Here is a 15,644-nt window from a genome sequence, read left to right on the forward strand (position 1 = left end):
AGAACCATGGGCTCAGGAGCGTTCCAGTTCCATGTCGAGTCCCAACGAGCGGATTTCCTTGACCAGCACGTTGAACGATTCGGGCATGCCCGCTTCGATGGTGTGTTCGCCCTTGACGATGCTCTCGTACACCTTGGTACGGCCTTGCACGTCGTCGGACTTCACTGTCAGCATTTCTTGCAGCACGTACGCGGCGCCATAGGCCTCCAGAGCCCACACTTCCATTTCGCCGAAGCGCTGACCGCCGAACTGCGCCTTGCCCCCCAGCGGTTGCTGCGTGACCAGCGAGTAAGGGCCGGTCGAGCGCGCGTGCATCTTGTCGTCCACCAAGTGGTGAAGTTTCAGGAAGTGCATGTAGCCAATGGTGGTCGGGCGCTCAAACGGATCGCCTGTGCGGCCGTCATACAAATGCGCCTGCGTGCGCGTTGCCGTCAGCCCCTTGCGTTCGGCGATCTCGTCGGGATAGGCAATCGCCAGCATGTGGCGAATGTCGTCTTCGGTAGCACCATCGAACACGGGAGTGGCAAACGGAACACCGCCCGAGAGGTTGGATGCCATCTCCATCACCACGTCGTCTGAGAGCTGCGAGAAATCTTCCTTTCGGCCCGATGTGTTGTAGATCTCGGCCATGAACGTACGCAGCTCGGCCACTTTGGCCTCCTGCTGCAGCATGTCGCCGATGCGCTGGCCAATGCCCTTGCCGGCCCAGCCCAGATGGACTTCGAGTACCTGCCCCACGTTCATGCGCGATGGCACGCCCAGAGGATTGAGCACGATGTCTGCAGGGGTGCCGTCTGCCATGTAGGGCATGTCTTCGACCGGAACGATCTTGGACACCACGCCCTTGTTACCGTGGCGGCCGGCCATCTTGTCGCCGGGCTGCAGGCGGCGCTTAACGGCCAGGTACACCTTGACCATCTTGAGCACGCCGGCGGGCAACTCGTCGCCCTGCGTGAGCTTCTTGCGCTTTTCTTCAAACGCAAGGTCGAAACTGTGGCGCGTTTGTTCCAGCGAGTTCTTGATGCTTTCGAGCTGGTTGGCGATGTCGTCTTCGGCGGGACGAATGTCGAACCAGTGGTAGCGGTCGAGCGCGTCCAGATAGGCCTTGTCGATCTTGCTGCCTTTGGCGAGCTTTTGCGGCCCGCCATTGGCAACGCGGCCGAGCAGCAGTTTTTCCAGTCGCGCGAAGGCGTCGTCGCCCACGATGCGCAGCTGGTCGTTGAGGTCCAGACGGAAGCGCTTGAGCTCATCGTCGATGATTTGCTGCGCACGCTTGTCACGCTGAATGCCTTCGCGCGTGAAGACCTGCACATCAATGACTACACCTTGCGAGCCTTGGTCCACACGCAAGGATGTGTCCTTTACGTCCGAAGCCTTTTCGCCAAAGATGGCACGAAGCAGCTTTTCTTCAGGCGTCAGCGTGGTTTCACCCTTGGGCGTGACTTTACCGACCAGCGTATCGCCAGGCATCACTTCAGCGCCAACGTAGATGATTCCGGACTCATCCAGACGGTTGAGCTGCTGCTCGGACAGGTTCGGAATGTCGCGCGTGATTTCTTCAGCGCCCAGCTTGGTATCGCGCGCCATCACCACCAGTTCTTCGATGTGGATCGAGGTGTAGCGGTCTTCGGCCACGACGCGTTCGCTGATGAGGATCGAGTCCTCGAAGTTGTAGCCATTCCAGGGCATGAAGGCAATGAGCATGTTCTGGCCAATGGCGATTTCGCCAAAGTCCGTCGACGCGCCGTCGGCAATCACGTCACCCTTGGTCAGCTTGTCGCCCTTTTTGACGATGGGACGCTGATGAATGTTGGTGTTCTGGTTGGAGCGCTGGTACTTGATGAGGTTGTAGATATCGACACCCACCTCGCCCGCCAACGCTTCTGCGTCGTTCACGCGGATCACGATACGGGTCGCGTCGACGTAGTCGACGACACCACCGCGGGTGGCCGTGACGACCGTACCCGAGTCAACCGCAGCGACACGCTCAATGCCCGTACCCACCATGGGCTTTTCCGGGCGCAGAACTGGCACCGCCTGGCGCGACATGTTGGCGCCCATGAGCGCGCGGTTGGCGTCGTCGTGTTCCAGGAAGGGAACGAGAGAGGCGGCCACGGAGACGATCTGTGCGGGCGAGACATCCATGTACTGAACGCGCTCTGCACCCACGAGAATGGATTCGCCCTTTTCACGCGCTGAAACCAGTTCTCCCGTCAGACGCCCTTCGGCGTCCAGCGTCGCATTGGCCTGCGCGATGATGTACTTGCCTTCTTCGATCGCAGACAAGTAGTCGATCTCGTTGGTTACCTTGGCATTCGCGACGCGGCGATACGGTGTTTCGATGAATCCGTATTCGTTGAGGCGCGCGTACAGAGCAAGCGAATTGATCAGACCAATATTGGGGCCCTCGGGCGTCTCGATAGGGCAGACACGACCGTAGTGCGTGACGTGCACGTCCCGCACTTCAAAGCCGGCACGTTCTCGCGTCAGACCGCCTGGGCCCAAGGCGGAAACACGGCGCTTGTGCGTGATCTCAGCCAAGGGATTGGTCTGGTCCATAAACTGCGACAACTGCGAAGCACCGAAGAACTCCTTGAGTGCTGCGGAAATCGGCTTGGAGTTGATCAGGTCGTGCGGCATCAAGGGGTCTTGCTCCGCCTGACCCAGGCGCTCCTTGACCGCCTTCTCAATGCGCGCCAAGCCCGTACGGTACTGGTTTTCGGCCAACTCACCCACGCAGCGCACCCGGCGGTTGCCCAGATGGTCGATGTCGTCCACCTCGCCGTTGCCGTTGCGCAGGTCTACCAAGATCTTGACCACGGCCAGGATGTCTTCGTTGGTCAGCACCATCGGGCCGGTCGACTCGTCCCGACCGATCTTGGCGTTGAACTTCATGCGGCCCACGCGCGATAGGTCGTACGTGTCCGGGTTGTAGAACAGGCGCTGGAACAGCGCTTGCACCGCGTCTTCGGTCGGCGGCTCGCCTGGTCGCATCATGCGGTAGATGGCCACGCGCGCGGCAAACTCGTCTACGGTTTCGTCCGTGCGCAGGGTCTGCGAAATGTACGCACCCTGGTCGAGTTCATTGGTGTAGATGCATTGCAGCTCCTGCACGCCGGAAGAGCGCAGCTTTTTAAGGAGCGCTTCGGTGAGTTCTTCATTGGCCTTGGCCAGGATTTCACCGGTGTCGGGTTCGACGATGGCGCGCGCCACCACGCGTCCGATAAGGAAATCCTCTGGAACGCTGATGTGGCTGGTCTTGCTCTCTTCGAGTTCGCGGGTATGGCGCGCCGTGACGCGCTTGTCCTTGGCTACCACCACCTTGCCCGACTTGTCGGTGATGTCGAAACGTGCGACTTCGCCGCGCAGGCGCTCGGAGACGAACTCCATTTGCGCGCCACTGTCCATGAGGCGGAAGCTGTCGTTCACGAAGAAGTTCGCCAGGATCGATTCTGGATTCAGCCCGATGGCCTTGAGCAAAATCGTGACGGGCATCTTGCGGCGGCGGTCGACGCGGAAATACAGAATGTCCTTGGGGTCGAATTCGAAGTCAAGCCAGGAACCACGATAGGGGATGATGCGCGCCGAAAACAGGAGCTTCCCGGAACTGTGCGTCTTGCCCTTGTCGTGTTCAAAAAACACGCCAGGCGAACGGTGCAACTGGGACACGATCACGCGCTCGGTGCCGTTGATGATGAAAGAGCCTTTGTCGGTCATGAGCGGTACTTCGCCCATGTAGACCTCTTGCTCCTTCACTTCCTTCACCACCTTGGATTGGGGCGTGGAAGACTCGCGGTCATAAATAATGAGCTGCACCTTGGCCCGCACGGCGGATGCAAACGTCAGCCCGCGCGTCTGGCACTCGCGCACGTCGAACGCCGGCTTGGCGAGGTTGTATTCGAGGAATTTCATTTCCACGAAACCGTTGTGCGAAACAATCGGAAACGCTGCATTAAACGCCGCTTGTAGGCCTTCAATTGAACGCTTCTTGGGTGCCACACCGGCCTGAAGGAAAGCCGTGTACGCGTCTTTCTGCATCTGCAGCAGGTAAGGAACCTCGAGCACGCTGTCGCGGCTGCCGAAACTTTTGCGAATCCGCTTGCGTTCGGTGTAGCTGTACGTGGATGTTGGGGCCATGAGATCTCCGGGAAAAGACTTGAGTCCTGGGTCTGCGACTAGGACCTACAGCGCTAGACTGCAGGCTTGGCGGGTTGGCCACTACCAACCATGGCGGACAGCGATGCCTTGCACATCGCCCGAACCAAGGCGTCTTCTGCTGTCGGATTCGTCAGAAGACACTAGAAAGCAACGCGCTCGTTGCTTTCTGGTGTTTTCTATAGGGCGCCCAGAAGCGCCAAAAGGCTGAGGGCTCTTTGCAGAGCACCCCAGCCCAGAAAAGCGTGCGCTTACTTGAGCTCGGCCTTGGCGCCAGCGTCTTCCAGCTTCTTCTTGGCGGCTTCGGCGTCTGCCTTAGACAGACCTTCCTTCACAGCCTTGGGAGCGCCGTCAACAACGTCCTTGGCTTCCTTGAGGCCCAGACCCGTGATTTCACGCACAGCCTTGATGACGGACACTTTGTTGGCGCCTGCCTCAAGCAGCATCACGTTGAATTCAGTCTGCTCTTCGGCAGCTGCAGCAGCGCCGCCGCCGCCAGCGGCCGGTGCGGCCATCGCTGCAGCGCTCACGCCAAACTTCTCTTCAATGGCCTTTACCAGCTCATTGAGTTCCAGGACCGTCATGCCGTCGAGGGCGGTCAGAAATGCGTCTTTATCGAATGCCATTTTTATTTCCTAACAAATTGGTTCACGGACAACTGCGCCTCAAGCGGCAACAGCTTCGCTCTCGCCTTTTTTGGCCGCCAATGCGCCGAGCACCACTGCGGTGCGCGACATGGGCGACATCAACAGCCCACACACCTGCGCCAACAACACTTCCCGCGAAGGAATGTTGGCCAGTTGCTTCACGCCGTTGACATCCAGGGCCTTGCCTCCAAACGCGCCTGCGCGAATCACCAACTTGTCGTTGGTTTTCGCGAAATCGGCCACCACTTTTGCGGCGGCCACAGCGTCTTCAGAGAAGCCATAGATCAGCGGACCGGTCATCTGGTCTGCGACGACGTCAAAACTGCTTCCGGCCACAGCTCGGCGTGCCAGCGTGTTCTTCAGAACACTCAGGCTTACACCTTTGCTGCGTGCATCGGAACGCAACTTAGTCATGTCAGCGACCGTGATGCCGCGGTATTCCGCAAGCACTAGCGTCTGAGCTTTTGCGGCGAGGTCGGTCACTTCACTGATGACCGCTTCCTTCTCACTGCGATTAAGACTCAAGGTCTACTCCTTAAAATGTGTTGCTCGGTACGAAACCGAACCCCACGCTCTGGTTGCAGCGACCAACTGTTCAGGCAAATCTGATTCAGTGGGATCGCCATCTGCGCTGGCTCCGGTCGATTTAAGTGCGCCTTCGCACGCCAGCGGTCTTGGATGGCCCGCGCACCTCGAAAAATGCGTGGCCCACCGGTTCGGACGAACCTGCGTTCGCCCGGACATTTCTTTATGCCGAAATGGATTGCGTATCGACCCGGACACCTAGGCCCATGGTGGATGAAACGGCCACTTTGCGCAGGTACAGACCCTTGCTGGTGGCAGGCTTGGCCTTGGTCAGCGCGTCGATCAGAGCGGCGAGATTGCCTTGCAACTTGGCATCGTCAAACGAACGGCGCCCGATCGTGCTGTGCACAATGCCCGCCTTGTCTACGCGAAACTGCACCTGACCCGCCTTGGCATTCTTGACGGCCGTGGCCACGTCGGGGGTAACTGTCCCGACCTTGGGGTTGGGCATCAGTCCACGTGGACCGAGGATCTGGCCCAGCGTTCCCACAACACGCATGGCGTCGGGAGCTGCAATAACCACATCAAACGGCATGTTGCCGGCTTTGACCATGGCCGCGAGATCATCCATACCGACGATGTCGGCACCAGCTGCCTTGGCCTCTTCGGCCTTGGCTCCTTGAGCAAACACGGCCACTCGCGTCGTTTTGCCGGTGCCATTGGGCAGCACCACAGCACCGCGAACCACCTGATCAGACTTCTTGGCATCAACACCCAGCTGCACGGCCACGTCGATGGATTCATCAAACTTGGCCGTTGCTGCTTCCTTGATCAAAACCAGGGCCTCGGCCAAGGGGTACAGACGGTTGCTGTCGACTTTGCCTTGCGACGCCTTTTGCTTTTTGGTCAGTTTGGACATTTACACGCCCTCCACGGTCACACCCATCGAGCGGGCGGAGCCGGCGATGGTACGAACAGCCGCGTCAAGATCTGCAGCGTTCATGTCTTTCATCTTCGTCTTGGCGATCTCTTCCAACTGAGCGCGCGTAATTTTTCCTACCTTGGTACTCAGGGCGTTGGCCGAACCCTTGTCCAGTTTGATCGCCTTCTTGATCAGAACCGTTGCAGGCGGCGTCTTGATGACGAAGGTGAAGCTCTTGTCGGCAAATGCGGTGATGACCACCGGCAAGGGCAAACCAGGCTCGACACCTTGGGTCTGCGCGTTGAACGCCTTGCAGAACTCCATGATGTTGAGACCGCGCTGACCCAGGGCCGGGCCAATGGGTGGTGATGGATTGGCCTTACCAGCTGGCACTTGCAGCTTGACAAAACCGACGATTTTTTTCGCCATGCTTTACTCCTTGCGGGTACATGCGCCACGACCACTCGGCCGATGGCTCCCCGGGGGCTAACGACTCAAACAAAAGCGATTGCACCGAGTCGAAAAGTGCAATCAATCGATAAACATGCTCAGGTCTTTTCGACTTGACCGAACTCCAGCTCCACTGGCGTTGAACGCCCAAAAATCATGACCGAGACGCGCAGACGGTTCTTTTCGTAGTTGACGTCTTCGACGGATCCATTGAAATCCGTGAACGGCCCTTCCTTCACGCGTACGTACTCGCCCACCATGAACTCCGTCTTGTGCCTTGGCTTCTCGGTACCTTCCTGCATCTGACTGACGATCTTCTGGACTTCCGCCTCAGAGATCGGGGCAGGGCGGTTTTTAGCGCCTCCGACGAAACCGGTCACCTTGTTGGTGTGCTTTACCAAGTGCCAGGACTCATCGTCCATCACCATTTCGACAAACACGTAGCCAGGGAACAGGCGTCGCTCGGTGGTTTTCTTTTGCCCCGCCTTCATTTCCACCACCTCTTCGGTGGGCACCAGAACACGTCCAAACTTGGATTGCATGCTGGCGCGAGCGATGCGCTCGGCGATGTTTCGCTCGACCGCTTTTTCCATGCCGGAGTAGGCATGCACGATGTACCAACGAAGATCCGGATTGCTCGGATCGGCCGTCCCCAGCGCACTCACACCGTCAAGATCAGCGGATACTGTCATTACTTTCTCCAGCCCAGAATCAGGTCATAGAAGACCCATTCGAGCGTCTTGTCGGTCATCCAAAGAAACAGCGCCATGAGCACCACAAAACCAAAGACATAGGCCGTCATTTGAGTGGTTTCCTTGCGGGTTGGCCACACGACCTTCTTCACTTCCCGCGTGGAATCGCGACAGAAACCAATGAACCGCCGCCCAACCTCGGAAACAAGAAACATTCCGACCGCGAGGACGACCCCAGCGCCGAGAACACCCCACTGGACCAATGGTCCTTGCTTGGCAAGGAGGTAAAACCCTGACAATGCCGCCACTAGCAAAACAACCGACAACGCCAGCTTGGCCTTGTCGACGCCGGTGCTGACTGTCTCTATCTGTGAACTGGCCATGCCATTTTTTCCTATCAAATTCAGCATCTCCTAAGACGCCGAAGCCCGCCATTGGCTGGCGGGCTCTAAATGCCACGGTTCAGGTGGCAGGGGCAGTAGGAATCGAACCTACAACCTTCGGTTTTGGAGACCGACGCTCTGCCAATTGAGCTATACCCCTGTATTTCCTACTTAAGCAATGATCTTGGCCACGACACCCGCGCCCACGGTACGACCACCTTCGCGGATAGCAAAGCGCAGGCCTTCTTCCATGGCGATGGGGTTGATCAGCTTGACCGTGATCGACACGTTGTCGCCAGGCATGACCATTTCCTTGTCGGCGGGCAGCTCAATCGCACCCGTCACGTCCGTCGTGCGGAAGTAGAACTGGGGACGGTAGTTGTTGAAGAACGGCGTGTGACGGCCTCCTTCGTCCTTGGACAAAACGTAGACTTCGGCGGTGAAGTGCGTGTGCGGTTTGATGGAGCCGGGCTTGCACAGCACTTGGCCGCGCTCGACGTCTTCGCGCTTGGTGCCGCGCAAGAGCAGACCGACGTTGTCGCCAGCCTGACCTTGGTCGAGCAACTTGCGGAACATTTCCACGCCGGTGCAGGTGGTCTTGACGGTGTCCTTGATGCCGACGATTTCGATTTCTTCGCCGACCTTGACGATGCCGCGCTCGATACGACCGGTCACCACGGTGCCGCGCCCCGAGATGGAGAACACGTCTTCCACAGGCATCAGGAAGGCGCCGTCGACCGCACGCTCGGGCGTGGGGATGTAGGTGTCCAGGGCTTCGGCCAGCTTCATGATGGCTTCTTCACCCAGCGCTCCCTTGTCGCCTTCGAGGGCGAGTTTGGCGGAGCCGCGAATGATGGGGGTGTCATCGCCCGGGAAGTCGTATTTGTCGAGGAGTTCGCGCACTTCCATTTCGACGAGTTCGAGCAGTTCCTCGTCGTCCACCATGTCGCACTTGTTCAGGAACACGATGATGTAGGGAACGCCCACCTGGCGGGCGAGCAGGATGTGCTCGCGGGTCTGGGGCATGGGGCCGTCAGCGGCGGAGCAGACAAGAATAGCGCCGTCCATCTGCGCAGCGCCGGTGATCATGTTCTTCACATAGTCAGCGTGGCCGGGGCAATCGACGTGGGCGTAGTGGCGGCCAGCCGTTTCGTACTCGACGTGCGAGGTGTTGATGGTGATGCCGCGCGCCTTTTCTTCAGGCGCGTTGTCGATCTGCGAGTAGTCCTTGGCTTCACCGCCGAATTTCTGCGACAGCACGGTGGCAATCGCCGCCGTCAGCGTCGTCTTGCCGTGGTCCACGTGACCAATGGTGCCCACGTTGACGTGCGGCTTGGTACGTTCGAATTTTCCTTTTGCCATTTTTCCGACTCCGAAAAAAATCTACAACAAAAACAAGGGGATTTCGGCGCTTAAGCACGCGACCGCATCCAGAATTCAGGTGGTGCCCATGGCGGGAATCGGACCCGCGACCTCTCCCTTACCAAGGGAGTGCTCTGCCACTGAGCCACATGGGCAACTAAAAATCACACAGCAACAACAAGACCATGGAGCGGGAGACGGGAATCGAACCCGCGTCATTAGCTTGGAAGGCTAGGGTTCTACCATTGAACTACTCCCGCAAAAGCGGCCTGAGCCACTCAGCAAGACAGCCCCCGCTCACGGGGACCCACTTCACAATCATGTCTCTGGTGGAGGAGGCTGGATTCGAACCAGCGTAGGCGTAAGCCAACAGATTTACAGTCTGCCCCTTTAGCCACTCGGGCACTCCTCCACGCAATCTCGAATTATAGCTGTTTTTTTGACCCGCCTCGCCCAGTTGCGCGGCGCCTGCGAGGAAAAATTGGCGGTCAAAAGCCGAACGGCTTCAAAGGTGGTGCGGCTGGCGGGGATCGAACCCACGACCCTCGGCTTCGGAGGCCGATACTCTATCCACTGAGCTACAGCCGCACTGGCTGCCCCAGTGCTGAGGCAGCCTTTGATTATCACACAGGCTTCGCATGCGGGCGCCCAGGCTGTACTGTCTTAGCGCGAGCGCACCTATAATTCTCGATCTAGATCAAGACCCCGTTTGCATTTTCGAGGAAGACATGAGCGAGCAACACACCACGCAAGCCCACACGGGGCCCATCAAGAATCCCAAGCAATTGTTGAACGCGGTTTTGCTCGGGTTCATCGTTCCTATTTTTACGATCATCGCCCTCGTGATGTTTGTCAGCTCGGCCGATATGCCATCGGTCGGCTCGGCCAATCCGGAGCGTGCAATCGCCCTGCGCATCCAAAAAGTGGGTTCGGTAGAAATTCGCGATGCCAATCGTCCGCTGAAGTCGGGCGAAGAAGTCTTCAAAGCGCAGTGTGCGGCCTGCCATGCGACAGGTGCTGCAGGCGCGCCGAAGTTCTCTGATGCTGCGGCCTGGGCGCCGCGCATCAAGACAGGTTACGAAGCCTTGCTGCACTCTGCACTGGCCGGCAAGGGAGCCATGGCCGCCCAAGGCGGCGGCGATTTCAGCGACGTGGAGATTGGCCGCGCGGTGGTGTACATGGCCAATGCCGCTGGCGCCAAGTTTTCCGAACCTGCCGTACCCGCTGCAGCGCCATCCGCCGATGCGTCGGCTGCAGCGCCTGCCGAGCCAGCAGCCGCTCCGACGACAGCATCTGCAGCGGTCCAGGAAACCGCTGCGGCCCCCGCTCAGGAAGCTGCAGCGCCCGCAGCTGATGCCCCTGCGGTAGCAGTCGCTGCTGCTGGTGCGGGCGAAGCACTTTACAAGCAGGCCTGCCAAGTTTGCCATGCTGCAGGCGTGGCCGGAGCACCCAAGTTGGGCGACAAGACGGCTTGGGCGCCACGGTTGCAGACGGGTATCGACGCCCTGTATCAGAGCGCACTGAAGGGCAAGGGAGCCATGCCACCCAAGGGAGGCAGCAGTGCCTCCGATGCAGATCTGCACGCTGCGGTGGAGTTCATGGCGGCCGCCGCACAGTAAGGCAAGCAGGCCTCGCCCGCAGCCGGCCGGCTATTGCAGGCCGGCTTTTTTACGCCCTTCGCATCGCGATGACGGGGGTCAGCGTGAGAAGCCCTCTTGCCGCTGCGCCGGGCTGCGCACGAATCCGAAGGCTTCGGGAAGCGCTTGGGCGCTCACGTTTTGCACACTCCAATCTCCCTGCTCGATGGCGTCCGAAGCCAATGCAACGTCCTGGCTGTGCACCAGACCCAACCCCAGGGAAGTTGCGAGGTAAACGTGGCCTGTCTCATCGACAAGGCAGGCGCTCACCGTAGCGGTTTGTCCTGTATGCGATTGCACCGTGAGGCCCGGGCCGATGCGCCAGATCCAGGGTGTATTTTCAAGTTCGACGTAGACACGCTGCGGGCCGTTCTGGAAGAACCATTGACCTTGGTCGTCTGCACCATAATTGCGCGCGATGAAAGCAAGGAGCTTGTCGTGCTGGAGCCAGTCTCCCTTGCTATGCGCAAAATCACCAACTGATTGCACGGTCTCGTCGCGCAAATACCAGCGGCCGCGGGCATCCAGGCCCAGCCAGCCATAACAGGCGGGAACCTTGGGCCACTTCACCATAGCTTGAAGCACGATGTCGTCCATGCGCCATTCTGCATGGCGCACGACGCTTGCGTGTGGCGGGCGATGCGCAGACACAAAATTGGTCAGATTTGTCCTTGACTCCAGTTCATTGACAGCTTTACTTCGCAGGAAGTTGCGGCACAATTTGCCGGCGCCATGGCTGTGGCAGTTCCGCCTTATGGTGCCCGGCGCGCAATCTCATGAAGCGTTTTCTTGTTTTTCTGCTTACCGTATTCGCGTTGAGCGGCTGCGGCTACAACGATTTTCAGCGCCTGGATGAGCAGTCCAAGGCCGCATGGAGCGAAGTGCTCAACCAATACCAGCGCCGCGCCGATCTGGTGCCCAACATTGTCGCAACCGTCAAGGGAGAGGCCAGCTTCGAGCAGGACACCCTGACCAAGGTCATTGAGGCACGTGCCAAGGCGACGGCGATCCAGGTGACACCAGAGACGCTGAACAACCCCGAGGTGTTTGCAAAGTTCCAGCAGGCGCAGGGCGAACTTTCAGGGGCTCTCTCACGCCTGATGGCGGTGTCCGAGCGCTATCCGACGCTGCAGGCCAATCAGGCTTTTCGGGATCTGCGAGTTACGCTTGAAGGCACCGAAAACCGCATCACGGTGGCTCGCAACCGATACATCCAAGCCGTCCAGGAATACAACGTCCTCGCCCGCAGCTTTCCCACGAATCTGACCGCCAGGGTGTTCAGCTATGACACCAAGCCCACTTTTACCGTGCAGAACGAGGCACAGATATCGTCGCCCCCGACCGTCGATTTCTCTGCACCGAAGAAGTAGTCCAGCGCACTGAAATTCAGGTCAAATATGCCTTTATCGCTTATTTGGCAGGGATTTATAGCTATTTATTTGATAGCGTTTTTGGGCGTACAAGCCCATTCCGAAACGCTGCCAGCAGTCCCTGCACTGTCGGGCCATGTGATCGATCAGACCGGCACGCTCGACGCGTCGCAACGCAGTGCGATGGAGCGGCGCCTGGTCGAGATCGAACAGAAAATGGGGGCGCAGCTGGTGGTGCTCATGGTTTCCAGCACGGCGCCCGAAGACATCGCCGCCTTTGCGAATCGCGTAGGTAACGTCTGGAAGATCGGACGGCGCGAGGCGGGTGACGGCGTTCTGATCGTGGTGGCAAAGGACGATCGCAAGATGCGCATCGAGGTGGCGAAGACCCTGGAAGGGGCGATTCCGGATCTTGCTGCGGCGCGCATCATTGACGAGATCATGAAGCCTCGTTTTCGCTCTGGCGACTTCGCCGGGGGGTTAAATGCCGCGATTGAGCAGCTCGCTGCACGTATCGCCGGTGAACCGCTCCCTGAGCCTGCAGGCGCAAGCGAAGAAGCCGGCCAGGCGAGCGATTGGATGGCGCTGGCTGTCTTTTTGTTGTTCGGCTTGGCTGCTTTGGGCTCCGTAGCGCGTGCAATCTTTGGCAAACGCCTGGGAGCCGGCATGCTCGGCGCCGTGGCCGGGGCGTTGGTCTTCGTCTTCACCACCAGTTGGTGGTTGGCGGTGCTGGCGGCTGTCGGCGCGCTGTTGTTCGTACTATTTTCATCCGGAGGGCGCGGTGCAACCTGGAGCAGCGGCGGCGGCGGTGGATGGTCTGGCGGGAGCGCAGGCGGGTGGGAATCTTCAAGCGACGGCGGAGGATTCTCTTCGGGCGGGGCGGCGATTTTGGCGGCGGCGGCGCGTCGGGAGACTGGTAAGGATGGTACGGCCGTTTGATCGATTGATCCGCCTCCTGCGCCATCGCTGGCGCAGTGGTTCCCTGCCCGCTGCGCTTCGCGGCGCTGCCCTGAAGCGGCTGACGCAGAAGGTGAGACAAAGTGAACGACGACACAGCGGACAGATCCGCCTGTGCCTTGAAGGCGGACTGCCAGTCAGCTACCTCTGGAGAGGGGCATCCGCGCGGGAACGCGCGATCACTCTATTTGGGAAACTGCGCGTCTGGGACACCGAGCAAAACAACGGCGTGCTGATCTACCTGCTGTTGGCAGATCGCGCTGTGGAAATCGTGGCAGACCGTGGCCTGGCGCGGGGCGTCACACCGCAGCAGTGGGAGCAGTTGGTCGCCAGCATGGCAGAGGGCCTCCAAAACGGGCATTTCGAGGAGGCATTGAACCGCGCCATTGACAAAGTTTCAGCGCTGCTAGAGCTGCACTTTCCAGCGGATGCGAGCACGAGAGATGCTCTGGTCAACGAGCTGTCCGATGCGCCAGCAATCGGCCCAGACTACTCCTGAATTTATAGCGAGAGACGCTTACTCGACAAGCGCCGAATCGCGATTTGAATCGATTTTCCTGGCAGCAGACGAATAAAAACCGCCCGAAGGCGGTGGGGCTTCGACGGTGAGATTCTCAGCGTTTTTGCCGGTACTTGCGCAAGGCAGCGATCTGCGCTGCCATGACGGCCAGTTCAGCCTGGGCACGTGCAAGATCGAGTTCGCCCTTCGCGTTCTTGAGCGCTTCTTCCGCAGCTGCCTTGGCAGACGCGGCCTTTTCGTCGTCCAGGTCCTTGCCGCGCACGGCGGTGTCTGACAAGACGGTGACGCAATCGGGCTGGATCTCAAGAATGCCTCCGGCGACGAAGACAAACTCTTCGCTACCGTCGGCCATCTCGATGCGCACCGAACCCGGCCGGATCCGGGTGATCAGCGGGGTGTGGCGCGGGTACACGCCCAGTTCGCCAGCCTCGCCGGGCAGGGTGACGAAATTCGCTTCGCCCGAGAAGATCAATTCTTCGGCGCTTACGACGTCCACGTGGATGGTGTTGGCCATTCAGGATTCCTTTGAGGCAGTGCAGACCGTTGAACCCAGTGCCGGCGGAGCAGGACTGCTCTACCGGCGTGTGGTTCAGGCCATCTTCTTGGCTTTTTCGAAGGCTTCATCAATGGTACCAACCATGTAGAAAGCCTGCTCGGGCAGGTGGTCGCATTCGCCGGCCACAATCATCTTGAAGCCACGAATGGTTTCTGCCAGCGTGACGTACTTGCCAGGGGCGCCCGTGAACACTTCGGCGACGTGGAAGGGCTGCGACAGGAAGCGCTGAATCTTGCGCGCGCGGGCCACGATCAGTTTGTCTTCCGGAGCCAGTTCGTCCATCCCCAGAATGGCGATGATGTCGCGCAGTTCCTTGTAGCGCTGCAGTGTGTTCTGCACGTCGCGAGCGACGTTGTAGTGCTCTTCACCCACCACATCGGGTGACAACTGGCGGCTGGTCGAGTCGAGCGGGTCCACAGCGGGGTAGATGCCGAGCGAAGCGATGTCACGCGACAACACCACCGTAGAGTCCAAGTGGGCAAAAGTCGTGGCAGGCGAGGGGTCGGTCAAGTCATCTGCGGGCACGTACACGGCCTGGATGGAGGTGATCGAGCCCACTTTGGTGGAGGTAATGCGCTCTTGCAGGCGGCCCATTTCCTCTGCCAGCGTAGGCTGGTAACCCACGGCGGAAGGCATGCGGCCCAACAGTGCCGACACTTCGGTACCGGCCAGCGTGTAGCGGTAGATGTTGTCCACGAAGAACAGCACGTCCCGGCCTTCGTCGCGAAAGGACTCGGCGATGGTCAGACCCGTCAGCGCCACGCGCAGGCGGTTGCCCGGCGGTTCGTTCATCTGACCGTACACCATGGCAACCTTGGATTCGCCCAGATTCTCCAGATTCACGACGCCGGAATCGGCCATCTCGTGGTAGAAGTCGTTGCCTTCGCGGGTACGCTCGCCCACACCGGCGAACACCGACAGACCCGAGTGGGCCTTGGCGATGTTGTTGATGAGTTCCATCATGTTCACGGTCTTGCCCACGCCGGCGCCGCCGAACAGGCCCACCTTGCCGCCCTTGGCGAAGGGGCACACCAAGTCGATCACCTTGATACCGGTTTCCAGCAACTCTTGCGAGGGCGAGAGTTCGTCGTACGCGGGCGCTTTGCGGTGGATGGATGCGGTCAGTTCGTCGCTCACGGGACCGCGTTCGTCGATGGGCGTGCCGAGCACGTCCATGATGCGGCCCAGCGTCGCTTTGCCCACAGGCACGGTGATGGGATTGCCCGTATTGGACACCATCAGGCCGCGACGCAGGCCGTCAGACGAACCGAGCGCAATGGTGCGCACGATGCCGTCGCCAAGCTGCTGCTGCACTTCAAGCGTCAAGGCCGTGCCTTCGAGCTTGAGTGCGTCGTAAATCTTCGGCATGCGGTCGCGCGGAAACTCCACGTCGACCACGGCGCCGATGCACTGAACGATCTTGCCTTGGGTCAGTTCGCTGACCGGGGAAATTGCTTGAGCCATGGTT

14 protein-coding genes, 5 tRNA genes and 1 pseudogene are annotated in these 15,644 nt (G+C 59.5%); 4 read left to right on the top strand and 16 right to left on the bottom strand.

The window, feature by feature from the left end; genetic code table 11:
* Nucleotides 1-12 precede the first annotated feature (12 nt).
* The 13 genes from rpoB to C6571_RS05905 all read right to left on the bottom strand — a co-directional run bounded on the left by rpoB (nt 13) and on the right by C6571_RS05905 (nt 9,724).
* A complete protein-coding gene (gene rpoB, locus C6571_RS05845; protein ID WP_106445862.1) occupies nt 13-4,137 on the bottom strand; it encodes a DNA-directed RNA polymerase subunit beta in 4,125 nt (1,374 codons plus the stop codon).
* Nucleotides 4,138-4,406: 269 nt separating this feature from the next.
* On the bottom strand, nt 4,407-4,781 hold the full coding sequence (rplL, locus tag C6571_RS05850) for a 50S ribosomal protein L7/L12 (protein WP_106445863.1): 375 nt from the start codon (nt 4,779-4,781) through the stop codon (nt 4,407-4,409).
* Nucleotides 4,782-4,820: 39 nt separating this feature from the next.
* Nucleotides 4,821-5,327: a 50S ribosomal protein L10 gene (rplJ, locus tag C6571_RS05855; protein WP_106445864.1), complete on the bottom strand. Its 507-nt coding sequence runs from the start codon at nt 5,325-5,327 to the stop codon at nt 4,821-4,823.
* Between the two features lie 223 nt (nt 5,328-5,550).
* Complete coding sequence (rplA, locus tag C6571_RS05860; protein ID WP_106445865.1) at nt 5,551-6,246, bottom strand: 50S ribosomal protein L1; 696 nt, start codon at nt 6,244-6,246, stop codon at nt 5,551-5,553.
* A complete protein-coding gene (gene rplK, locus C6571_RS05865; RefSeq protein ID WP_106445866.1) occupies nt 6,247-6,678 on the bottom strand; it encodes a 50S ribosomal protein L11 in 432 nt (143 codons plus the stop codon).
* Nucleotides 6,679-6,797: 119 nt separating this feature from the next.
* On the bottom strand, nt 6,798-7,391 hold the full coding sequence (gene nusG / locus C6571_RS05870) for a transcription termination/antitermination protein NusG (protein ID WP_106445867.1): 594 nt from the start codon (nt 7,389-7,391) through the stop codon (nt 6,798-6,800).
* The gene (gene secE, locus C6571_RS05875) at nt 7,391-7,774 is read right to left on the bottom strand and encodes a preprotein translocase subunit SecE (RefSeq protein ID WP_106448071.1); all 384 of its coding nucleotides are present in this window, start codon (nt 7,772-7,774) and stop codon (nt 7,391-7,393) included. Before secE ends, nusG begins: the two co-directional genes overlap by 1 nt.
* 84 nt (nt 7,775-7,858) lie before the next feature.
* Nucleotides 7,859-7,934: transfer RNA gene (locus C6571_RS05880), tRNA-Trp, on the bottom strand.
* An 11-nt stretch (nt 7,935-7,945) separates the two neighbouring features.
* Nucleotides 7,946-9,136 (bottom strand): elongation factor Tu, encoded by a 1,191-nt coding sequence (gene tuf / locus C6571_RS05885; RefSeq protein WP_106445868.1) that lies wholly within the window; start codon nt 9,134-9,136, stop codon nt 7,946-7,948.
* An 80-nt stretch (nt 9,137-9,216) separates the two neighbouring features.
* Nucleotides 9,217-9,291 (bottom strand) — tRNA-Thr (locus C6571_RS05890).
* A 31-nt stretch (nt 9,292-9,322) separates the two neighbouring features.
* Nucleotides 9,323-9,396: transfer RNA gene (locus C6571_RS05895), tRNA-Gly, on the bottom strand.
* Nucleotides 9,397-9,463: 67 nt separating this feature from the next.
* A tRNA-Tyr gene (locus tag C6571_RS05900) sits at nt 9,464-9,548 on the bottom strand.
* A 100-nt stretch (nt 9,549-9,648) separates the two neighbouring features.
* Nucleotides 9,649-9,724, bottom strand: a tRNA-Arg gene (locus tag C6571_RS05905).
* A gap of 140 nt (nt 9,725-9,864) precedes the next feature.
* Between C6571_RS05905 and C6571_RS05910 the strand changes: the two genes are divergently transcribed.
* Nucleotides 9,865-10,755 carry a c-type cytochrome gene (locus tag C6571_RS05910; protein ID WP_106445869.1) on the top strand — a complete coding sequence of 297 codons (891 nt, stop codon included), beginning with the start codon at nt 9,865-9,867 and terminating at the stop codon, nt 10,753-10,755.
* A 78-nt stretch (nt 10,756-10,833) separates the two neighbouring features.
* On the opposite strand, the gene C6571_RS05915 is transcribed toward C6571_RS05910, so the two are convergent.
* Nucleotides 10,834-11,370 carry a DUF2946 family protein gene (locus C6571_RS05915; protein ID WP_106448072.1) on the bottom strand — a complete coding sequence of 179 codons (537 nt, stop codon included), beginning with the start codon at nt 11,368-11,370 and terminating at the stop codon, nt 10,834-10,836.
* A gap of 179 nt (nt 11,371-11,549) precedes the next feature.
* Here C6571_RS05915 and C6571_RS05920 point away from each other — a divergent pair, with 179 nt between their 5' ends.
* From C6571_RS05920 to C6571_RS05930, 3 genes and pseudogenes are all read left to right on the top strand, one after another.
* Nucleotides 11,550-12,143, top strand: a complete 594-nt coding sequence (locus tag C6571_RS05920) for a LemA family protein (RefSeq protein ID WP_106445870.1) — start codon at nt 11,550-11,552, stop codon at nt 12,141-12,143.
* A gap of 27 nt (nt 12,144-12,170) precedes the next feature.
* Nucleotides 12,171-13,063 (top strand): annotated as a pseudogene (locus tag C6571_RS05925) (TPM domain-containing protein).
* Nucleotides 13,064-13,065: 2 nt separating this feature from the next.
* Nucleotides 13,066-13,599: a TPM domain-containing protein gene (locus C6571_RS05930; protein WP_106445871.1), complete on the top strand. Its 534-nt coding sequence runs from the start codon at nt 13,066-13,068 to the stop codon at nt 13,597-13,599.
* 115 nt (nt 13,600-13,714) lie between these two features.
* Here C6571_RS05930 and C6571_RS05935 read toward each other — a convergent pair whose 3' ends face one another.
* Nucleotides 13,715-14,134, bottom strand: a complete 420-nt coding sequence (locus tag C6571_RS05935) for a F0F1 ATP synthase subunit epsilon (protein WP_106445872.1) — start codon at nt 14,132-14,134, stop codon at nt 13,715-13,717.
* A 75-nt stretch (nt 14,135-14,209) separates the two neighbouring features.
* Entirely contained in the window at nt 14,210-15,640 is a 1,431-nt protein-coding gene (atpD, locus tag C6571_RS05940; protein ID WP_106445873.1) for a F0F1 ATP synthase subunit beta, read from the bottom strand.
* Between the last annotated feature and the right edge of the window lie 4 nt (nt 15,641-15,644).

Origin of the sequence: Simplicispira suum (assembly GCF_003008595.1) — a bacterium.
In the GTDB taxonomy this organism is placed as follows: Bacteria; Pseudomonadota; Gammaproteobacteria; order Burkholderiales; family Burkholderiaceae_C; genus Simplicispira; species Simplicispira suum.